Genomic DNA, 23,155 nt, shown 5'->3' with positions numbered 1-23,155 from the left:
AACTATGTTTAAAAAACCTACAAAAGGGAAAAAGAATTCTAGCACTTATTTTAAAAGGGCGGAATCCAATACGCCATTTTTCCCACAGGCCAAACTGGAAACCAACCAGCCAGGGGATTCCTTTGAGCAGGAAGCAGACCATATGGCCGACCAAGTCATCCAAAAAATGGATGAACCTGAGAAGGAAGTCCAATTGTCCGAAACTGAGGACGAACAGACGCTGCAACAGTCCCCTGAGCCAGAACAAGATGACATGGTTCAGGAAAAAGGGGTCATGCTCAAGGAAGAGGAACCTCTGATGGCAGATGAGGAGAAAATTCAGATGCTTGAGGATGAAGAGGTGCAAATGCAGGAAGAAGAAGCCGAGAGGATCCAAACCAAAGCTTCAGAAGGAGGAGCTGTACCCAGTCATGTAGAGTCAGGAATTCAAGATGCAAAGGGTAAGGGATCCCCAGTTCCTGAACCTGTTAAGTCCTCCATGGAAGCTGGATTTGGAAGAGACTTTGGGGGAGTTCGCCTGCATACCGATGAGAAAGCGGGTCAAATGAGCAGCCAAATTGGTGCCCAGGCCTTTACCCATGGGCAAGATATATTTTTTAATAAGGGAAAATTTAATCCACAAACCAGTTCTGGAAAACATCTGCTTGCCCATGAACTTACCCACACCGTACAGCAATCCCGAGGGCTTAGTAAAAAAGTACAAAAAGAAGATGAGGATGCTGGGGGTGGAGACAATCAACAGGATCCTTTACACTTTGAGTCCGACGATGGTGAATTGGATCTAAGGGCAGGGAGTAAGCTGATAAAAATCAATGATTTGAAGTTACCCGGATTTAAAAAGGATGCTAGTTACCACCCATCTGTCCCTTTTAGATTGCCCCCGAGATCGGAACGAGATACAGACCAGCGGAATAAATGGGATCGGCACTTAAGGGAAAATGAAACAGGAATTACAGAAAAGCTTCAAGAACTCTTTGAACAACAGATTCCTGCCGAGGTGGCAGGGGCACAGGAGCCCAGGTATTATCTCAAACTCAAATCGGCAGCCTATAACCTAATTGGTACCGAAACAGAACTAAAAAACCGGATTTTTAGGCCTTTTTGGAATGAAGAGGGAACTTTTCAGTTTTACCATGTGGATCATAAAAATGAAATCCAGCTTGGCGGAGAAGATGAAATTGCAAACTACTGGCTGTTGGATGAAAAATCCAATGTGGATTCTGGTCGCCTGATCAAGACAAACAAGGATAGCGAAATAAAGAAAGTACTCACTGGAGCTAGGCAATCCACCACCTTTACCGGAAATGTCCCCAGCTTTGAAGAGGCAAGAGGAGATCAGTATAGGGTGGAGGTACAGCAGGTGAGCAATGACCCAATGGGGTTTGATCCAAAAACCTTAACTGTGGATGATGCCCTGGCAGGAGAGGGAGTGAAGGGTCTCGAGCCCTTGGGCAGTGACGAACTACAGGCATTGAGGGGTAGTCCCAATGAGATCGTCATTTTCTTTAACAATATGGGCGGAGTATCTAGAAGGATTCCATGGGAGCCGGAAATGACGAGTAAGTCTGACCTTTCGAATATGAGTGGGGGGCCGGTGATAGGAAAAAACTTCGAACTAAAATCCATTAATTACCAACATGGACAAGGAGGGAGCATCTCCGGGACAGCCTTTGAAGGGAATAATTTTGTCAATCAAGAGGATTTGACCATGGAATTGTCCAGCAGCCCCATAGTTGACTACGGAGGGGTGGTTTCCAGCACAAGTTTAAGGTCAGAGGCCAACAAACTGATAGCCAAGTATTTTTCCCCTATTTCCTTTTCAGTGGTGGATTTTGTCCCAGAGAACGGTATTTATGCTGTAGGTGTCATTAGGGCTACCTTGCCAGTGATAAACGACGTTGAGATTGACCTGTTGATTGATGGGGATGTTGTAAGGATTTCCAAAACATTTTCAACCGGGGAGTTTCAAGTACCCCCGCCTTTTGAAATAATGGATTCTTCCCTTACTGTATTTGCAGGTACAGAAGGACTCGGCGTTGAGGGCAGGGTTGATTTTGGTATAGACCGGGTAGGAGAGGGCCATATAGGGGCTTCTGCTTCCACATCGGGAGGCTTTGAATTGGAGGGTGCCTTTAACTTTGATTCCACACTCTTTGACCCAGCTCAGATTGAGGTGAGTTATAAGGATGAGGTTTGGACTATCGGGGGTACCATAGGTATTCCTGAAGGAAAAGTTCCAGGGGTTAAAACAGCCACAATAACGGCCACATACAGTGAAGGCACGTTAACTGCTGACGGAACCGCTGAATTGGATGTTCCGGGAGTAGAAAGAGGTACCATGGCTGTAGTCTATAATGCCGAGGGATTTTCAATAGCAGGGGATTTTGAGCTCAGTTCAGATATACCTGGGATTAGGAGTGGAAACGTTTCGGCCAGGATCAGCAAAGAAGGGGATGAGGAAGGATATAATTTAATGGTGTCAGGAACTGCCCAGCCGGATATTCCCGGCATCAGTTCCACGCTTTCCATCAGCTATGAAAATGGGGCCATAACGGTAACGGGAAGTGCAGCCTACCAAAGGGGGATGCTATCAGGGACTTTGGAGGTAGGGGCCAGTAACAGGGAAATTGGTGATGAGGGTTTGCCATCCGGACCACCCCAAGAGGAATTCAACTTTTATGGAGGTGGTACGCTTACCCTTAGGCTTACCCCTTGGCTTACTGCCACTGCAGGTGTGAAGTTTATGCCCAATGGAGAAATGGAGGTAACTGCTAGACTGAGTACGGATACCTTTGAGGTTTTTCCGCGAAGAGAGTACAACAGAAACCTTTTTCGTGCACCCACAATCGAAATCCCCCTGTTTGCTATTCCTTTAGGACCAAGGAGCATAGGTTTGGTAGCACAAATTGGGGGAGGCTTAGATTTTACAGCAGGTTTTGGCCCCGGTCAGCTAAGAAACCTTTCTGCGGAGATCGTCTATAATCCAGATCATGAAGAGGAGACCACGCTATCAGGTCATGGAGAATTTGCAATACCGGCAGATGCGGGCTTGACATTGCGTGGTGACTTGGGATTAGGGGTCAGTGTGGGGGTTGCCAGCCTTTCTGGAGGTATAGAACTTGCAGGCACCTTAGGCCTGGAGGGAGAAGCGGCCGCTTCTGTGGATGTGGACTGGACTCCTGAAACGGGCATTACTTTGGATGCATCGGGCAGAATAATGGTCAACCCTGTATTTACATTCGACATCAATGCCTTTGCAAGAGCTTCTCTAGGCGTGGGTTTTTTATCCATTTCGGAAACTTGGAGGCACAACTTGGCCTCATTTAACTGGGGGCCTAATCTACAGTTTGGCATAATTTTTCCCATCCATTACCAAGAGGGACAACCATTCGATATGTCATTAGATGATTTGGAAGTAGTTTATCCGGATATAGATGTGGTCAATACCGCTGTAGGTTTGGCTAGGGATATTAAAAATGATCTATTTGACTGATGAAGAATAAACAAGCTGATAAATGGAACAATAAGGGAGCTACCTATTTTATAGAAGGCAAATGGGCAGATGCTGAGAAATGTTTTCAAAAGGCTTTCGAGCTTACTCCAGATAACCCCACCCTGCTCAATAACATGGGAATGTTGGCACACCAAAAAGGAGCCTATAAGCAAGCGGCAGAGTTGTATGAAAGGGCAAACCAAAACAAAGCCTCACCCACTTATCTGGTGAATATGGGCAATGCACATGCCATGGCTGGAAAATTTGATTTGGCCAAAAATGCCTATTTAGCTGCTTTGGAATTACTTCCCCAAGATGAAAAGGCGCTGTTATCATTGGCTAAATTAGCAGAACACAGGGGAGAGGTGGAGGAAGCCAAACATTATATTCAGGAATTAAATGAGAGGGTTAGGAGCCCAAAAAACAGATGGGAATTAGCCAATTTTTTCTACAGGCAAAAGCACTATAATAAAGCCTTGATTGTATTGTATCCTCTTGTAGAGGAAAACCCGGATAGTGCTATTTGGTTGACCATAGGCAGATGTGAGTTTTTTCTGCAAAATTTCGGTTTAGCTGAGCAGGCTTTAGCATCCGCCCTAAAGCTTGACCCTGTAAATGGGGATAATCTTCACCAGATGGGGCTCATTTTTTTGGCCAAAAATGAATATTCCCCTGCGCTTCAATGTTTAGAAAAGGCAGTAATTCAATCTCCTAAAAACACAATTTGGAGAACCGACTTGGCACTTGTACTGGCAAGTATGGAAAAACATGAGGAAGCTAGAAAGCATCTAGAACAGGTGCTGGAAATTGAGCCAGAGAATGAAAAGGCAAAAAAATATCATGAACTCATTATCAATAAGAAATAATCCAGATGGATGAAATCATTCAGTTTTTGCAGGAAGTATTAAAATCAAGATTGGATTTTGAATTTGGAAAAACCGCGACTTTGCAAAAACCCCAAGCAACCATCAGGTGGAACCTTCAGGAACCAATAGGGAAATGGTTAAGTGAGCAGGATCTGAGCAAACCTGAATTGGTATTGCTATGCCTTTCCCTTACCCCTTATATAAAGCCAGGGTTCTTGCATTCCGAAATTGCAAAATACCTATCCTCCGGTGGTGATTTTCCGGCATTCGGAGGGATCAAAAGCAATCACCATAGGGGAATTATCCCCACCGGAGAGACTTTTCTTTACCTTCTTGGGGGTGAAGATCCAGTGGCTAGGAATAAGTACCTTAAGGTCATGATGGAGTCTGTACTACTATGTCAGGGAATTCTAGAAATCGGGGAGACGCAAAGGGTAGAACCTTTTTATGCCGGTCCCCTAATGGTAGCAGAGGAATTTGCCGAGAAAATGTTATTAGGGAAGGTAAGCAAACCTAAACTTAGTACCCGCTTTCCTGCTCAGTTGATAGAAACTGAATTGGACTGGGAGGATCTGGTTTTGCCGAAAAAGACGATGGAACAAATCCAGGAGATCCAGGATTGGCTAACGCACAATGAACAGCTAATGAAAGAATGGGAATTGGGAAAAAAAATCAAACCGGGTTATAGGGTGATGTTTTCTGGCCCTCCTGGAACTGGTAAGACTTTAACAGCCAGCTTGCTGGGCAAATATGCGGAGAGAGATGTGTTTAGGGTGGATTTGTCACTAGTGGTCTCGAAATATATTGGTGAAACCGAAAAAAACCTGTCCCAACTTTTTGACAAAGCTGCCCATAAGGATTGGATCCTGTTTTTTGATGAAGCGGATGCGCTTTTTGGAAAACGAACTAGTGTGAGAGATGCCCATGATAAATATGCCAACCAAGAGGTTTCTTACCTTCTTCAACGGGTAGAGGGCCATCCAGGCCTTGTAATCCTCGCCTCCAATTTCAAATCCAACATTGACGTGGCTTTTACCCGTAGGTTTCAGTCTATTGTGTATTTCGATTTTCCAGATATCCAAGAAAGGCGTTTGCTTTGGGAAAAAAATCTGCCCGTTAATGTTCCATTGGAGGAATCCATCCACCTGGAGGAACTGGCAAGGCGGTATCCATTGACTGGTGCCAACATTGTAAACATCATACACCAAGTAGGTCTAAAATCCATGGTGAAGAAGGAAAAATGCATCAAAAAGGCCTTACTTATCCAATCCATTAAAAATGAGCTAGCCAAAGAGGGGAAAATGTATTAATTCAACTTTATTTTGATCAACCCTTTTTCAAAAGTATATTTGATTCACCTGAATTAAACCAGGTTGATTTTAGAATTTGTTTGTAAAAACAAAGTTTTTTTCCCCTAACCCAAAATAATGAAGAGAAGGTCCTTTATAAAAAAAATTGGCTCAGGTAGCTCCGGTTTACTTCTGACAAGTGGGGGTTTCCCCACAGTTTCTTCCTATCCACCTTCCGATTACACTTATGGCCGGCCTAGCGATTTTAAGCAATTGCTCAATAAGGAGGGCCAAGTTATGCTTCGCTTTGAATTGAGGGCAGTAGAGGAAGTGGCTCCCCAGGAGCTAAACTTATCCTTGGCTAAATCAAGAAAATATTTCCATAAAATCAGGCATTACTTTTTTGAAAACAAAATTTCTCAATGGCGGGATGAAGCGGAAATAAAAACTTTCGTGAATAAAAATTATCCGGCCATAGTAGTGGGGTGGGTGCACAATCCTACGGAGACCACACGCCTCCCTTTCTCGTTAAATGGGAAAGAGGAAGGATTTAGCCTTTCGGAATTACTGAAAGAACATGAGCTGACCTTTGTTCAGGACGGAGTACAGGTTACCGTTAACTACCTCCTGGATTGGGAAATAGCAAATGTAACACCTGCTGATTTGGGGCTTAAAGTGCCTCAGGGAAAGTTTTCCATTGCCGTTTTAGCCGACACCCAGGGAGGTGACCCAGCAACGCCCAGCGCACATCCCACGCGGATGAAAATCCATAATGCCTTTTGTGAAGACTCCATCAACAGGGTAAACGAGCTAGACCCTCAACCCGTTTTTACTCTGGTACTGGGGGATGTGGTGGACAACCAAGGGGAAAAGGAACATTTTGAAGCGATGCACCACTATTTGCAGCGGATAAAATCCCCTTTGCTTTATGCCGTGGGCAACCATGAAACGGTATATGCCTCCAAGTTCTCGCCTGGGTATTATATGGAGGAGTTCAACAACTATTTTGCGGCCCAAAAAAAGGTAAATGGGGTAGAGCTCCTTTTGTATAGTTTTGATCTTGGGGATTGGCATTTCGTGGTCTGGCCTGATCCTTTGAGAGATAATTTTTTTGAAACCCACCCCCATTATTTTGATTGGTTGGAACAGGACCTGGAGGCAAATAGGGAAAAACCCGTCATGTTCTTTCAACATGTACCGGCTCATCCTATTGGCATTGACCCATTGATAAATTATGCGGAATCCGTTCAGGTAAAGAGGCTCTTATTGGATATACTGAGCAAGCACGGGAACGTGAAATACATTTTCAGCGGTCATGTGCATATTCCCATTAAGGCTTCTTTCAAAACAGCTGTGGAATACAAAGGCATGAAAATGATCAACCTTCCCGCAGCCGGATATAGACCTAGGGCTTTTGGGGAGGAAGAGTGGCACGGTGGGCCCTCGCAGGGCCTATTGGTCGCTGAGTTTGAGGGTAAAAATGCAGATGTATTTTTCAAAACCGTTACGGAAGAGATTTACAGATACCCCAATAAACTTCCAAAATTTGATGAGCAAGCATTCCCCCTTTGGCTTACGCCTAAATGGAAACTGCCATCTGGAGTTGACATTCGAAATGGCTCCTTCGAAGAAGGGTTAACAAATTGGGCTAAACGCTATGTTTATCAGGAGGATAAGGATCCTTCTAATAAGATGGAGGTTAAAAAGGTAGCAAGAACAAACAGCTATTCAGCGCTTTATCTCTATTCCAGAAAGAGAGGATATGCCATTCCCGGCCAAGACCGCTTACCCCAATCCATCAATCATCTCTGCCAAGCCGTTCAGCTTACCGGGGATCCTGGAAACCTGGATATCTCCTATGCTTTGGACCCACAGTCTGACCTTGATGGATGGGCAGGGGCTTATGTCTGGCTAGAAGGTTTCAGGGAGGGGAATAAACTTTTAAATATGGCTTACTGGGTGGGCAAGGTCTTTAGCGGATTGAGTGACAGGTTCAGCGATAACAAGGAAGTAAGGTTTCAACATTTTAGTTTACCCCTGAAAGGAGACACTTGGCAAAAGGCCAGTCTCCATATTGCATCCGATTTTGAAGGAAGTCAGGATGGGTTCTTGGCTTTGAATATGGATAGGCTGGTAATTAATTTAGGCACTTGGCATATCAATGATGGGGAACCCCAACCCTTTGGAGTGTACTTCGATGAGTTGGAATTTTCTGGGCTTTCGACACCCAGTAATGTGGATGGAAAAAGTATAACGGCTAGCCGGGACAAGGATGTGTGGCACCTGAGAAAGTTTGAACCCTTTCTGCATATTGCAGGGGAGCATAGGTATCATATGGCCACGGAAGGAAGGGTTCTGCTATAAGCTATACGGATCTAAGTGGCTGTAATCCCTTGATTAGAATGAAAAATTTCCTCAAAAACAATGTACTTGATGTCCAAATTATCCGCCTCTTTCAGGGTCGGTTTTAAGTCATTTCAGCAACTTGAAATGGTAAATAACCTAACAGTTAATAATATTAGATGCCATATGAACATAAATAATACCTTAATAAATGTCTTTTTTCCCCAATTCGCATTTCGGCATTTAGTGGTTTCGATACTGATTCTGGCTACACTAGGGGCATGTGCAAAAAAAAGAGAGAATAATGTCATCGCATTAAAGGCTAACCATTTAACAAATCCCATTGGACTTGAAAGCGTACCCACCTTAAGTTGGCAAATTTCCGGGCAAGAAACAGGTCTTCGACAGCTTGCCTACCAGGTGCTAGTGGCAAGTCGCCCCGAAAAGTTGACACCGGAAGATGCAGATCTCTGGGATAGTGGCAAAATAACTTCTTCTCAATCCCAGAATATCCCTTATCCGGGAAAAGAGTTGGGTTCAGGGGAGAGGGCATATTGGAAAGTAAGGGTATGGGATAAAGCCGATAAACCCACTCTATTTAGTGAGGAGGCATTTTGGGAAATGGGACTGCTGAATATGGTTGATTGGGAGGCAGAATGGATTTCACATGTGCCACCTTCGGATTCGGTGCCTCCCGTTTTACCATCCCCTTATTTTAGAAAGGAATTTGTGGTTGAAGACCAAGTAAGTAGTGCCCGATTGTATATTTCAGGGTTGGGCTACTATGAGGCCAAGATCAACGGTAACAAAGTGGGGGATCATGTCCTTGACCCCGTGCTTACCCGTTATGATAAACGGGTCAAATACGTGGTACACGATGTTACTAATTTGTTGGAGAATGGGGAAAACGCCATTGGGGTGGTATTGGGAAACGGTTGGTATAATCAGCATACCCGCACGGCCTGGGATTTTGACCAGGCACCATGGCGAGAATCACCTTCTTTACTGGTTCAACTAATCATCACCACTGAAAACGGAAAAGAGATCCTAGTAGCAACGGATAGTACCTGGCGTTTTAGCGAAGGGCCAATCCTGTTTAATGGGGTTCACAATGGAGAGACCTATGATGCTAGAAAGGAGCTGGGAGATTGGGCCAAAACCGGATTTGATGATGATGATTGGAAAAATGCCTTAGAGGTGCCCGGGCCACAAGGGAAACTTTCTGCTCAGCTAATGCCACCCATTAGAATCATCGATCAACTTTCCCCTAGTGATACCTGGCACATCAATGACTCGGTCAGTATGATTGACCTTGGACAGAATATCACAGGTTGGGCCAAACTTAAGGTAAAAGGACCTGCCGGAGGTCAGGTAAAAATCAGATATGGGGAGCGCATTTATGAGGATGGAACATTGGATCAAGAAGAACTCAGCCGTTTTATTTGGACAGGTGACACCCAAACCGACCGGTACCTCCTAAAAGGGGAAGGGGAGGAGCATTTTCACCCTATCTTTACCTACCAAGGGTTCCAGTATATGGAAATTACCCGAAGTGATCCCTCCATCGAAATCCTGGAACAGAATGCCGATGTGGTGCATACCGATCTTACCCGCATAGGAGACTTTAAATGCTCCAACGAGATGTTCAACCAACTGCATAAAAATATAGGTTGGTCTTTTTTGGGCAATTACCATGGGTACCCCACTGATTGTCCACATCGGGAAAAAATGGGATGGACAGGGGATGCCATGCTTGTGGCAGAGGTGGGTTTGTACAATTTTGACATGACCCAGTCCTATCTAAAATGGCTGGATGATTATGTGGATGAGCAAAGGGAAGATGGGGATTTACCCGGGATTATTCCCACAAGTGGATGGGGATATACTTATGGCAATAGGGAAGAAGGATACGGTCCCCAATGGGAAGGGGCATTTATGGAGATTCCCTGGCAGCTCTATAGGTATACGGGCGATAAGGGGATTATTGCTTCCTATTATCCGTACCTGAAAAAATATGTAGGATCCCTAACTATAAGGGCGCAGGATCATCTCCTGGACTTGGGCATAGACGACCATAAACAATTAGAAAACCTTACGGATGGTCCTTTTATTTCTTCTGCCTATTACTACTATTTTACAAGCATGCTCTCAAAGATGGCAGGTTTGACTGGAAACACCTCAGATGCTGAATCTTATGCCGACTTGGCCACTGCCATTAAAGCCTCCTTTAATAAAAAGTATTTTGACACAGGGTCGGGAACCTATTATCATGGTGGACAAGCACCCATGGCTTTGGCTTTGTATTTGGGTTTGGTGGATGAATCCAATACGGATATTGTATTACAAGGACTCCTTGATGCGATAGCAAATAAGGGAGGGCACATAGACGCTGGGGTAGTAGGGACGAAAGCGGTGATAAATGTCTTGCTTGAAAAGGGAGAACATAGGGTGCTGTACGAAATGGCCAACAAGAGGGAGTTTCCCGGTTGGGGGTATTGGGTAGACGAACTTGGGGCCAACACCATGTTTCAAAACTGGGATGGATCCCAATCCAGAAATCACATCATGTTTGGTTCTATTGGAGATTATTTTTATAAAGGCTTAGCGGGTATCCTGATCGATGAATCGGAGCCCGGATTTGGTAAGATTGTTATTCGACCGGACATGGAAAACGATATCACTTGGGTGGAGGCTTATCACGAATCCCCTTATGGAAAGATTGGGTCTAAATGGCAAAAGTCTGAGGAAAACAGCATTTTAGAAATTGAGATACCCGGCAACACAAGGGCAGAAATATGGATAAAACCCAAGTCTTCTAACAGTATCCAGCTCAACGGCAAGGAAGTAAAGGAGACCAGGGAATCGGGGGATTATAAGGTAATTGAAGTGGAAGCGGGAATGTTTAAGGTGGAGTTTTAAAGGTTATTGAAATATTTGATCTGCTCGTTGAGCTGTTTAAAATCCAACTGTCCTTTGGAAAGCTTGAGGTGGGAGGTGATCGCCAGTGCTTTTTTTAGTCGGGAATCGCTGTTTTTCACCCGGGTGACAATATAGATCAAACTTCGCTGCTTGCCTTTGGTGAGAGAATCGAAATAATCAAAGGCCTCCGGATCCTGATCCAACAGCACCTGCAACTCCTCCGGCATTTCATGACCATAAGTGGAGTTGTCTTTTTCCAGCCCTACTTTCACCTTATGCCCCTCCTGTTTGCCTAATTCGTTTCGTAGTTTTTGGTTGACCAATATAAACCAATAGTCCTTGCATTTCATTAAGGCTGCATGGTACCCGGGGGTGGTATCCAGGGTGCATATTACACGCCTGTTTTCCCCCTCTATCAGGGATAGGGCAATATCATCGGGTACAGGTACGTGATACTGCCAAAGGTTGGAGCCAAAGTTCTCCAGAGTACTTTCAAAAAGAGTCATTCCTTTCCTTTTTACGGATCACCAATTTACAAGTTCTTGACCAAAAAAGAAGTAGATGCACAAGCTAAAGCCTGAATATTTTCAAATGGGAAAAAGAATGTTTACTTTCAATTTTAAACCTATTTTAAACCCAAGATAAATGGCTAAGTATATCAAAGAGGGCAAATCAGCAGCCCAGTTAAAGGCGGAAGACAGCAAGGTAAGGGAAACGGTAAAAGCTGTTATTGAACGTATTGAACAAGAAGGGGACAAGGCAGTTAGGGAATATTCCAAGACTTTCGACAAATGGTCTCCCGCCTCATTTTTATTGAGCGAGCAACAAATCACCACCGTAATAGAGTCACTCCCCAAGCAGGTGATAGAGGACATAACCTTTGCCCAACAACAAATCCGTCATTTTGCTCAATTGCAGAGGGAATCCATCCAAGATATTGAAGTGGAAACCCTTCCTGGTGTGATATTGGGACATAAAAACATTCCAATAAACAGTGCTGGCTGTTACATCCCGGGGGGACGTTACCCTATGGTGGCCTCGGCCCATATGAGTATCCTCACTGCAAAGGTGGCCGGAGTAAAACGGGTGATAGGGTGTACACCTCCCATAAACGGTGAAATCCCAAAAGCCACCGTGGCTGCCATGCATCTGGCAGGAGCGGATGAAATCTATATTCTTGGTGGAGTGCAGGCCATGGCAGCCATGGCAGTGGGGACTGAAAAAATAGCACCTGTGGACATGATCGTTGGTCCTGGGAATGCCTATGTGGCGGAGGCAAAACGGCAGCTTTTTGGAAAAGTAGGAATAGACCTGTTGGCAGGTCCCACGGAGGTATTGATAGTGGCAGATGAAAGTGCAGATGCCGAAATGGTAGCCTGTGACATCCTCGGGCAGGCAGAACATGGCCCCACCTCACCGGGTGCTCTTATTACCACCTCAGAATCCCTGGCCCAAGAGACCCTAAAGGAAATTGATAGGCAATTGATTTCCCTGCCCACAGCCGATATTGCCAGAGTAGCATGGGAGGAAAATGGGCAAATCATTTTGGTGAAAGATGAAAAAGAGGCTGTTCTGGAAGCCGATAAGTTAGCCTATGAGCATGTTCAAATCCTTACCAAGGATCCCGATTACTTTTTGAACAATATGACCAATTATGGGGCACTCTTTTTGGGCCAAGAAACCAATGTGGCGTATGGGGACAAGGTAATAGGTACCAACCATACCCTTCCTACCAATAAAGCTGCGAAATATACAGGCGGACTTTGGGTGGGAAAATTTTTAAAGAACTGCACTTATCAAAGGTGTAATAAGGAAGCAAGCCTGAAGATTGGGCAATATGCCATGCGTCTCTGTGAACTGGAGGGTTTTATGGGACACAAAGAACAGGCCGCCCTTAGGGTTAGACGTTATGGGAAAGATGATTAATTGCAGCGGGTTTAAGCGCTGTTTGGCGTTTCCAATATTGCTTGCCTGATGGATGTTCTCATAATTTTACTTGCCCTTTCTCTGTTGATTTTGGTGGCTTACAGGGGTTTTAGTGTAATCGTATTTGCCCCTATTGCAGCTATGCTGGCTGTGGTGCTGACCTTTCCCTCCATGGTGTTACCCTATTTTTCAGGGGTGTTTATGGAGAAAATGGTAGATTTTGTGAAACTCTATTTCCCGGTTTTCCTATTGGGAGCCCTATTTGGAAAGGTAATAGCCATGTCCGGTTTTGCAAAGGCAATTACCGCCTTCACCCTGAAAACCTTTGGCCCCAACAGGTCCATTCTTGCTATCGTACTGGTTTGCGCCCTGCTCACCTACGGAGGGGTTTCCCTATTTGTGGTAGCCTTTGCCGTGTACCCCTTTGGAGCGGTATTGTTTAAGGGAGCCAACATTCCAAAACGGTTGCTGCCAGCTACCATTGCATTGGGGGCCTTTACCTTTACCATGGATGCCTTTCCGGGTTCCCCACAAATCCAAAACATCATTCCCACCACCTTTTACCGCACCGATACCTGGGCGGCTCCCTGGTTGGGTTTTCTGGGTGGGATGTTTGTATTCGCAACTGGCCTTTTTTACCTGCAATGGCAAAAAAGCAAGGCCAAAAAAAGAGGAGAGGGGTATGGAGCTGAGCATATCAATGAACCAGAGGAAAATCCACAGGAGAAGAAGGTTTCCCCTTATCTGGCCCTGCTTCCCTTATTGGTGGTGGCTTTGGCCAATAAGGGGTTTACCTATTGGATACCTGCCTATTATGGGAACACAGTGGAGCTTATGGGTATACCTGCAGATGGCCCCATAGAGGTTTCTCGGCTTGCCGGAATCTGGGCAGTGATGATTGCCTTGATTTTGGGAATCGTATCCGTGTTGGTATTTGCGTATAAAGAGGTTGGGAAGAATTTTAACGCCGAAATCAATACTGCGGTTACTGGTGCCTTGGTGGCTACTTTAAATACAGCATCGGAATATGGTTTTGGGGCGGTCATTGCGGCACTTCCGGGTTTTCAATCGGTACGTACTTATATTTCCAGTACCTTTTCCGATTTGCTGATCAACCAGGCAGTGACGATTAATGTATTATCTGGCATTACCGGTTCGGCCTCGGGAGGAATGAGCATTGCGTTGGCAGCTATGGGAGACACCTATCTTTCTGCTGCTGCGGAACTGGGCATACCCCCTGAGGTACTGCACCGGGTGGCCTCCATGGCCAGCGGTGGGATGGACACCCTTCCACATAATGGAGCTATTATTACCTTACTGCTAGTCTGTGGGCTCACCCATAGACAGTCCTATAAGGACATTTTTGTACTTACCGGGGTTAAGACTGCAGGAGTTTTCTTTATTATCGCACTCTACTACACCTTTGGGATCGTGTAAAAAAATCCATAAGTCTTAGGAGGAAATAGTCGCCCACAAATGTCTCTTATTTTTTTAAAAATCCCTTTGCACCTATCTGCGTAATCCTCGGGAAACCCTTTTTTCATCAGGATGAAGGGTTTGTTCTCTCGTAGATGTCGCTGATTTTCTGAGGACACCCTATGCTATTATTTGAGAGATCCGCCGGAATCATTTGCAGGGTACAGTTATCATTGGAACAGCTTTTGATTCAATAAGAGGGTAAACCAACTATTAAAAATCGATGAATACGAAGATTAAAGCAATGCTTTGTGGCTTATTTTTCCTTATGGTTGTAAAAGGTTGTGGGACAAGTACAGAAATCACGGCTCAATGGAAGGCCGATGAAATCACAGAAACCGAATATCAAAGAGTGTTTGTAGCCTCTATGATGGATGACCTTGAGGCAAGGGCGGAAATAGAAGAGGAATATGCCAGTAGGTTGGCAAACCGGAATGTGGAGACTGTAAAAAGTGTGGACGTTTTTCGTCCAGGCTTTTTGGATGATACCCAACCCTCCAAAGAGCAGCTATTGGAGATTATCCAAGAGCAAAATGTAGATGGCATATTAACCATTACACTCATCGATGAAAAGGATGAGCAAAGATGGGTGCCGGGAGGAGGAGCCCAAGGGCCCATGATGGCGCCTATGGGTAGGTTTGGCTATTATGGCAACTTCCCTGGTTATTTCGACCATTGGTACGGAACGGGTTGGAATACGGGCTACTACACACAAGACACTAAATTCTTAATTGAGACTAACCTTTACGATGCCGAAAGTCTCGACTTGATGTGGAGTGCGCAATCCAAAACTTATAATACCAGAAACTTGGCGTCCTTGGCCACAGAATATGTGGATGCCATCAAAAAAGAACTTAGGGAAGGAAAACTTATTCAATAAGAATAAAATAGGACAAGGCTGTCCCAAGAGCCTGAAAAGGAAGGGACAGCCTTTTACCATTATTTGGCCCAGTAATCCACCACAGTTACATCCGCCAAATGGGGTTTAAGCACTTCTACGAATGCCTGATGTTCAGGATGGGGTAAATAGGCATCCCGATCCGCTTCGCTTTCGAAGGTAACAAGAAAACAATGGGTCAAGCCTTTGTCTAATCCCTCGGGACTGTTGTTGGTTCCCCACTCAAAATCTTTGATTAATGGGATTTTGTCAGCAAGGGCTATAAAGGCATCTTCTACCTTTTTGATGTCCTCCTCAGAACTTTCCTCATTGAATTTAAACAACACAACGTGCCTTAGTTTATTTTCCTCCATTTTTTCATTTGTTTTTGAAGTGTTTGATTCATGGGTGTCGCTTACAGCATTTGGCCCGCAGGACCACAGTAAAGTGGCTGCTGAGAACATCACTAAAATTGATTTTGATAAATTGTTCATTGGTATAAGGCTTATTTGGTATAATCCGAAAATTAAAGAAAAAAACACGAATTAGAGTCATTCATTTACTAATAAGCGATGGATAAATCAAGAAAAATGCGGAATCAATCACCTATCAAAAATTAATAGCTAATCCTTAATAACTTTTGTAAATAAAATTTAATTAATTCTTATATTTATTGAAAATTTCCGTGATGATGAGGATTTAGTTTTTGATTATAATCCAATCAAAAAAAAAGAATTGACTTTTATGCCTAAAATTAAACTAGTATGTATTATCGATGACGATCCATTGTATATTTTTGGGATGAAAAAAATTCTGGAATATACCTCTTTGGCAGAAGAGAGCTTGTTTTATAAAAATGGACAGGAAGCCATTGATGGCCTTACAGATAGAGAAAAAATGGGTGAACCATTTCCAAATGTAATCCTCCTAGACATCAATATGCCTATCATGAACGGATGGACATTTTTAGAAAAATTCGCCGAAAAGGATTTCAAAGAAGAAGTCAAGATTTTCATGGTTTCTTCCTCCATTGATAAAGAGGAAGTGGACAAGGCACATGACAATTCCCTCATAAATGGATATATTTTTAAACCCATGACCATAGAAAAGATCAAAACCTTGAAAAAGGAATTAGAAGAAGGTTTCTGATGATCTTTCTGCAGCTTTCCGCATAGCCTCATACACCACTTCCATGATGTCCGTTCGGATATTGAGTTGGTATAATTTACGGTTATTCCGGGTTGGGTAAACCCTGTTGGAAAGGAAAACATAAACAATTTCATTTTCTGGGTCTAACCAGGTATAAGTACCCGTAAACCCTGAATGCCCAAAGCTTGATTCGGGAGTACTGGCTGCCGCATTTCCGTTGGGATCTCCAGGTTTGTTAGGTCTATCGAATCCCAAAGCTCTGTAATTTCCTTGCTTACAAAACTTACATTTGGAGAAGTAACTCACCACTCCAGGAGCAATAAGTTGTTCCCCGGCATATTTTCCGTCATACAGGTACAGGTGCATGAGTTTGGCCAGGTCGTCCGCTGTTCCAAAAAGGCCTGCATGACCACTGATCCCTCCAAGCATGGCGGCACCTTCATCGTGCACAGTGCCACGAAGTAACTGTTTTCGGAAAAGACTGTCCCTTTCTGTGGCCACAATACGATCTCGGGAAAATCGCTGATAAGGGTTAAAGGTTAGGCTTTTGGCACCAAGGGGTTGATAAAGTTTTTCGTTTAAATAATCTACAAACTCTTCCCCGGTGATGGATTGGATCACTAAGGGTGCCAGGATAAATGATAAATCACTGTATACATAACCTGCATCTGGATTCACTGGTGAGTCCATGATGGCCTTATAGATTTTACGTTCGTAGTTACGATGTATATAGAGATTCTCGGCCACGCGTATGGGAAACCTTCTTGAGGAATCCTGCTTAAATGTAAACCACTTGAAATTCCCGCTTTTTCTTACGGTAGATGTCCAGAATGGGATCCAGGATTGTAATCCTGCCTGGTGGGTCAGTATATCCGTATATTTTAGGTTCTCCTTGTTGGTTCCCCTGGCCATGGGTAAGTAGTCCCCTAGGGTTTTTTCTTCATCAAATTTCCCTTCACCCCTTAGGTGCATCAGGGCTGCCAAGGTTGTGCTGATCTTGGTAATGGAAGCCATGTCGTAGAGGTCGTCCTTATGTACTGCTTGTAGGGAGTCGTAGGTGTGATAGCCAAAGGCTTTTTGATAAATAACCTTTCCCTTCTTAGCAATTAAAATGGAAGCTCCTGGTATGGCCTCCTGACGTATGCCTTTAAGCACCAAAGAATCAATTCTGGCAAAATCCGAAGAGGCAAGGCCGCTGTCCTCAGGCATTCCATAGGACATTCTAAACCCATTTTCTAATACATCCTGTCCTTTGCCCATCGGAAAGTTAGGTGAAACGTTGACAGGTAATCTTCCATTGGCACCGATACCCCCAAATACCAATTGGGAAACCAAGTCCTGGGTATCCTCGGTTTCCTGGTAAGCAGCAATAATCCCATCTGCCTCAGGAAGGGCACTTAATTTTTCCATGCTATATACATTTCCAAATATCGCCACAATGGAGGGCTTGGCGTTGATAATGGTTTTTACCGCCAAATTCATTTCAGCGCTTATGCCAAAATTTCCCGAACCTGCTCTTAAGGCAAGACCATGCATTCCTATCAAGACCAGGTCGTAGGAGGCTAATTCTTCCATCAGCTTATTGAGATCAGTAAGGGAAGCTTCCTTGGGGAAATTGAAATGGGTCATGCTCCCATACCTTTCCAGGCCTTTTTGAAATGGGGTGATCTTATCTGTACCCATAGAAACAGTAGCTATTTTCTTTGAGGCCAGATTCTGAATAGGTAGTATGGATGATTCGTTTTTAAGCACAGTAAGCGATTTTGCTGCCAATTGCCTACTTAGGTGCTTGGCATAAGGGGAGTTTAGATCTTCAATAAGTTTACTTGTCTCTACATATTGCCAATTGGGTAGATCTAGCCATGCTTTTGCCCTTAAAACCTTTAGTACCCGCGTATTGATCTCCTCCTCGGTGATTTCTCCGTTTTCTAAGGCTTTTTTTACTTCCCGGATAGTGGCTCTGGTATCCATGGTGTTTAATAACATGTCGTTTCCGGCAAGCAGGGCCTTTACGTCCACTACACCAGGCTCATAATATTTCGCTACCCCTTGCATATTAAGTGCATCAGTAAAAACTAATCCCTTGTACCCCATGTCCTCTTTTAAGAGGCCTGTCACCACGGGTGGAGAAAGGGTGGAGGCCAAATTGGGGGTATCGTCCAATACAGGAATTTGCATATGGGCCACCATCACACTTCCGAGGCCTTCTCTCATAAGGGCTTTAAAGGGGTAGAGCTCCAACTCTTCTAGTCTGTTCATGGAAAAGGGAATGACAGGAAGCCCGTAGTGGGAATCCACATTGGTGTCCCCATGCCCGGGAAAATGTTTTGCACTTGCCAATACCTTTTCTTTTTGCATTCCTCTCATGTAAGCCAAGCCCTTCTGGGCTACGTTTACCTTATTCTCCCCAAAGGACCTAAAGCCGATTACTGGATTATTGGCATTGTTGTTAATGTCCACAACAGGAGCGAAGTTGACATGTAAACCAGCCCTACGACTCTGCCTTGCAATTTCAGCTCCCATTTCTTCGATGATCTCATTGTCCTGGATGGCACCCAGTGCCATTTGGTAAGGAAACCTTATCGTGCTGTCCAGCCTCATGGCAAGGCCCCATTCTCCATCTATACTAATCATTAATGGGACTTTCGATTCCCTCTGCAATCTATTGATCATGTTGGCCTGCCTTACTGGCCCTCCCTGAAAAAAGATGATCCCACCTATTTTGTGTTCTTTTACCAAGCGACTTATGGAATCCACATGCACTTGGTCCTTATTGGAGTAAGCAGGTACCATGATAAGTTGAGCGATTTTTTCCTCCGAGGTGAGGGATTCAAAGGTTTTTTGTACCCACCTTTCCTGCGTCTGGCTCAACCGGTCAAATGGGGGAGGAGCACTTTGGCTCTGTACGGATAATGGTGCGAAAACGAGACAGAAAATATAGAAGCATATTAGCCAAGGCTGTTTCGGGGTGGAGATGGATACACAGAAAAATGGACTGAGGCTAGGAAAAGGAATATGGTTCATGACTAGAGTTGCGTGTAATTATGGAATTTTGCACAAGATAAAGCATTTTGCTCACGATAGAAGGTGTGCCTTTGACAAAAATACGTAATTTCGGGCATCTTAAGAATCTAAAACCGCATGTCCCCAACATTGGTATTTGGCGTGATCGCCGGATATTTCCTTCTGCTGATATTGATCAGTTACCTGACCTCTAGAAAGTCGGATAGTTTGACTTTTTATACGGGAAACAGGGAGTCACCTTGGTTTTTGGTGGCCTTTGGCATGGTGGGAGCTTCTTTGTCTGGGGTAACATTCATTTCTGTCCCTGGGGAAGTGGGCAATACAAACTGGGCCTATTTGCAGCTTGTACTTGGCAATATGGTGGGATATGCGGTAATCGCTTTGGTACTTATTCCCCTGTTTTACAAGCTAAACCTAATATCTATCTATGAATATTTGAAAACCAGGTTTGGCAACAAAACCTATTTATCCGGAGCCACTATTTTTCTAATTTCACAGACAATAGGGGCATCTTTTAGGCTGTTTTTGGCTGCTACGGTTCTACAACTTGCTTTTTTTGAGGCTTTTGGTATCCCCTTTTATGCGGCTGTGTTCACTACCATGGTTTTGATCTGGCTTTATACCTTCAAAAGTGGCATCAAGACCATCGTATGGACGGATACCCTTCAAACCACCTTTCTTTTGGCCGCGGTTGTTATTTGTATATTTGTAATAGGCTACCACCTCAATAAGGATGGGTCTGGGCTAATGGGGATTATTGCACAAAGTGATCGTTCCCAAATTTGGGTGTGGGATGGCAATTCCAGCCAAAACTTTTTCAAGATGTTTTCCGCAGGAATTTTCATCACTATTGCCATGAACGGGCTCGACCAAAACGTGATGCAAAAAAACCTGACCTGCAAAAACCAAAAGGATGCCCAGAAAAACATATTTTGGTTTTCCATTACTTTCCTTTTTTCCAATGTGCTGTTTTTGGCTTTGGGGGTGTTGCTGTATGCCTATGCTTCTCAGTTTGGGATTGACTTGCCAGGAGCCACAGACGAATTATTCCCTTCCTTGGCACTAAACCACTTTGGTACATTGGCGGGGGTGGTGTTTTTGCTGGGAATTACTGCGGCGGCATTTTCTAGTGCGGACTCTGCTCTTACCGCACTTACCACTTCATTTTGCATAGATATCATTGACCTTCCAAAAAGGAAGGGAATCAATCAGGACAGGGTGAGGCTATTGATACATATTGGTTTTACCTTTTTGGTGTTTTTCACCATTGTGCTTTTCAATGAGCTGAACGACCGCTCTGTGGTAAGTGCCGTTTTTAAGGCGGCCGGGTTCACCTACGGTCCTTTGTTGGGGATGTTTGTATTTGGCCTCACCAATGGCTGGCAAGTGCGCGACAGGCTTGTGCCTTTTTTGTGCCTGGTAAGCCCGGCACTGTCATTTGTTCTGGATCATTACTCAGAGGTTTGGTTTTCAGGTTATCAGTTTGGTTTCGAAATTCTATTGGTAAATGCTGCCATTACTTTTTTAGGGCTTATTCTCTTGAAAAGAAAACCGATTTAAGGGTTACTCTTTCAGGTTGTACCAAGTTCGGAATTCGTTTTTTTCCTGTTTATCTGCTTTGGCCGAGCTTGTAAAGTGCACTTAATTTCGGAAAAAGGTTACTTGGTTTACTTTCATTTTATTTCCTCAAGTCGGCATATTACCTTTAGGTATAAGCTTTTAGGGAAAGTAGAATTTTATTTTTAAAGCTTAATTTTAAGATGAAGGTTGGTTGATTTTTAGTGAGTATATTTTTTTGTGGTTTAGTTGGGTAAGGCTCCCCAAGAACACTTATAGTGGTTTTGGGGAGCTTTTTCTATATACGCCAACCGCTTATTATTTAACCTCTACCTGGAATTCATTACTGGATCTTCCATTAGGCGTCACCACCACATACCTTAAGGAAAGCGGCCCCTGTCCCTCACCGGGAATAGGAGCCAAAAATGGGCCTCTATAGGGAGTGCCTGTTGGGTCTGCCTTATGCCCATCCACGGTATAGAAAACCAGAGCCTGATCTACCAGAGGGGTGATTGCTATGCGATGTCTTCCACTTTCCTCGTCTTTTTCAATACTGACCTGGGCTTCCGGGATTCTGAAGAAAACCCTGTCCCTCTCCAACTGTCTCAAATGCCGGGGTAGCCTGTCTCTGCTGAAACTCCCGTAATCTTTATCTTCCTTTGCCCTCCAAGCCACTTCAGCCAATGCCAAAGCTCGGGGGAAAAGGAAGTATTCCATTTTATTGTTTGTGGGAATATATTCTGTCCATAGGTTGGCCTGTACTCCCAGCACATGCTGACTTTCGGTATCATCCAGGTCAGCAGGAATTGGAGAGTAGCTATATACCTTTTCCAGTGGCAGGAAACCTCCAATGGCTAAGGGTTCCTTGCTTTTGTCTTCCCCTTGATAATGGTCGAAATAAAGATGGCTGTTCGGGGTCATGATTACGTCGTGTCCCATCTTTGCGGCTGCAATACCTCCTTTTTCACCTCTCCAGCTCATCACGGTGGCATTGGGAGCAAGGCCCCCCTCCAAAATCTCATCCCATCCGATCAACTTTCTTCCGTTTTTGTTTAGAAACGTTTCGATCCTTCTGATAAAAAAACTTTGAAGTTCATGTTCGTCTTCCAGCTTTTCCTTTTTAATCAGCTTTTGGGCAGCTTCTGAAGTAATCCAATGATCCTTGGGCACCTCATCCCCACCAATATGAATGTAGGTGCTGGGAAAAATTTCCATGATTTCAGTAAGCACGTCCTCCAAAAAGCGGAAAGCTTTTTCGGTGGGTCCATAAATATTTTTGTGCACGCCCCAATGGCCTGGGACTTTTGTGTCCAGGGTATTGTCATAGGGCTCTCCCTTTTCGTTTTTCGCCTCGATTTTACCCGGCAGAGCTTTTCCGTCCTTTACCTCAAAGCTTCCCAATTCGGGATAGGCAGCCAACACCGCAGAGCTGTGCCCGGGTAATTCAATCTCTGGAATTACGGTGATATTCCTGTCCGAAGCATACCTTACAATCTCTCTTGCTTCCTCTTGGGTATAGTATCCACCGTGTTTTTTGCCATCATAAATAAAGGGATCAAAGTCATAATATTGCCCGATGATAGTGGAATCTCTCCATGCGCTAAAAGAGGTGAGTTTGGGGTATTTTTTTATTTCAATTCGCCAGCCCTGATCTTCGGTTAGGTGCCAATGCAGCCGGTTGAATTTATAATGGCCCATCAAGTCAATAATTTTTTTGATTTGCTCCACAGGGAAGAAATGTCTGGCCACATCCAGCATGATACCCCTATATCCAAAAGCAGGTTCATCCTCAATTTGAAGCACAGGAACACTTAGGGTACCTTGGTTTTCTTCTACCAACTGAAGCAGGGACTGAAGCCCGTAAAATATACCGGCTTTTCCACCTTTGATGGTAATTTGGTCAGATTGTATACTTAGGCTATATGCCTCTTCGCTGTCCTTTAGTGTTTCTTCTTCCAAATGTATGGAAAGCCCTTCTTGGGGCACTGTAGCAGGCGTTAAACTGAATCCATGCCTTTTTTCAAAAAAGGCATTGAATAGTTCCAGAGACTGCCGTCCCCCTTCTGTGTTGGCTAGTACCGTGGTATGTGGGGAAAGGACAAAATTGCCCTCCCCTAAGGTTAAGGATTTGGGATAGGGGATGATTTGGACGCTAGGTTCCTCTTGTGCATAAAGCAGGTGGGACATAAAACAACCAATATAGGCAATGAGTAGTAATTTACCATTCATAAATAAT

The 23,155-nt window shown here is 44.3% G+C and carries 14 protein-coding genes; 10 read left to right on the top strand and 4 right to left on the bottom strand.

All coding sequences use genetic code 11. The features are described from left to right. The first annotated feature begins 4 nt into the window (after nt 1-4). From DB520_RS15170 to DB520_RS15150, 5 genes are all read left to right on the top strand, one after another. Complete coding sequence (locus DB520_RS15170; protein ID WP_114750557.1) at nt 5-3,493, top strand: eCIS core domain-containing protein; 3,489 nt, start codon at nt 5-7, stop codon at nt 3,491-3,493. Then, entirely contained in the window at nt 3,493-4,359 is an 867-nt protein-coding gene (locus DB520_RS15165) for a tetratricopeptide repeat protein (RefSeq protein WP_114750556.1), read from the top strand. The genes DB520_RS15170 and DB520_RS15165 overlap by 1 nt, the downstream gene beginning before the upstream one ends. A gap of 5 nt (nt 4,360-4,364) precedes the next feature. After that, complete coding sequence (locus tag DB520_RS15160) at nt 4,365-5,669, top strand: ATP-binding protein (RefSeq protein WP_114750555.1); 1,305 nt, start codon at nt 4,365-4,367, stop codon at nt 5,667-5,669. 117 nt (nt 5,670-5,786) lie between these two features. Then, entirely contained in the window at nt 5,787-8,012 is a 2,226-nt protein-coding gene (locus DB520_RS15155) for a metallophosphoesterase family protein (protein WP_114750554.1), read from the top strand. 165 nt (nt 8,013-8,177) lie between these two features. Then, nucleotides 8,178-10,910, top strand: a complete 2,733-nt coding sequence (locus DB520_RS15150; protein ID WP_198675351.1) for an alpha-L-rhamnosidase — start codon at nt 8,178-8,180, stop codon at nt 10,908-10,910. Here DB520_RS15150 and DB520_RS15145 read toward each other — a convergent pair. After that, a complete protein-coding gene (locus tag DB520_RS15145; protein ID WP_114750552.1) occupies nt 10,907-11,416 on the bottom strand; it encodes a YdeI/OmpD-associated family protein in 510 nt (169 codons plus the stop codon). The genes DB520_RS15150 and DB520_RS15145 overlap by 4 nt on opposite strands. Nucleotides 11,417-11,555: 139 nt before the next feature. On the opposite strand from DB520_RS15145, the gene hisD reads away from it, so the two are divergent. The 3 genes from hisD to DB520_RS15130 all read left to right on the top strand — a co-directional run bounded on the left by hisD (nt 11,556) and on the right by DB520_RS15130 (nt 15,192). Next, a complete protein-coding gene (gene hisD / locus DB520_RS15140; RefSeq protein ID WP_114750551.1) occupies nt 11,556-12,836 on the top strand; it encodes a histidinol dehydrogenase in 1,281 nt (426 codons plus the stop codon). Between the two features lie 48 nt (nt 12,837-12,884). Further along, entirely contained in the window at nt 12,885-14,273 is a 1,389-nt protein-coding gene (locus DB520_RS15135; protein WP_114750550.1) for a GntP family permease, read from the top strand. 262 nt (nt 14,274-14,535) lie between these two features. After that, nucleotides 14,536-15,192, top strand: coding sequence for a hypothetical protein (locus tag DB520_RS15130; RefSeq protein ID WP_157972106.1), 657 nt, complete (start codon nt 14,536-14,538; stop codon nt 15,190-15,192). A 59-nt stretch (nt 15,193-15,251) separates the two neighbouring features. Here the strand turns inward: DB520_RS15130 and DB520_RS15125 are convergent, their stop codons facing one another. Further along, entirely contained in the window at nt 15,252-15,563 is a 312-nt protein-coding gene (locus DB520_RS15125) for a Dabb family protein (protein ID WP_114750607.1), read from the bottom strand. 370 nt (nt 15,564-15,933) lie between these two features. On the opposite strand from DB520_RS15125, the gene DB520_RS15120 reads away from it, so the two are divergent. Then, nucleotides 15,934-16,338, top strand: coding sequence for a response regulator (locus DB520_RS15120; RefSeq protein ID WP_114750548.1), 405 nt, complete (start codon nt 15,934-15,936; stop codon nt 16,336-16,338). On the opposite strand, the gene DB520_RS15115 is transcribed toward DB520_RS15120, so the two are convergent. Then, complete coding sequence (locus tag DB520_RS15115) at nt 16,321-19,362, bottom strand: glycoside hydrolase family 3 N-terminal domain-containing protein (protein ID WP_114750547.1); 3,042 nt, start codon at nt 19,360-19,362, stop codon at nt 16,321-16,323. The genes DB520_RS15120 and DB520_RS15115 overlap by 18 nt on opposite strands. Nucleotides 19,363-19,479: 117 nt before the next feature. On the opposite strand from DB520_RS15115, the gene DB520_RS15110 reads away from it, so the two are divergent. Further along, complete coding sequence (locus DB520_RS15110; RefSeq protein ID WP_114750546.1) at nt 19,480-20,922, top strand: sodium:solute symporter; 1,443 nt, start codon at nt 19,480-19,482, stop codon at nt 20,920-20,922. Nucleotides 20,923-21,237: 315 nt separating this feature from the next. Here the strand turns inward: DB520_RS15110 and DB520_RS15105 are convergent, their stop codons facing one another. Continuing rightward, on the bottom strand, nt 21,238-23,148 hold the full coding sequence (locus DB520_RS15105; RefSeq protein ID WP_114750545.1) for a beta-N-acetylhexosaminidase: 1,911 nt from the start codon (nt 23,146-23,148) through the stop codon (nt 21,238-21,240). Nucleotides 23,149-23,155: the final 7 nt, after the last annotated feature.

Source organism: Pleomorphovibrio marinus (assembly GCF_003347495.1).
Lineage (GTDB): Bacteria > Bacteroidota > Bacteroidia > Cytophagales > Cyclobacteriaceae > Pleomorphovibrio > Pleomorphovibrio marinus.
This window is presented reverse-complemented; position numbering and strand designations above follow the sequence as displayed.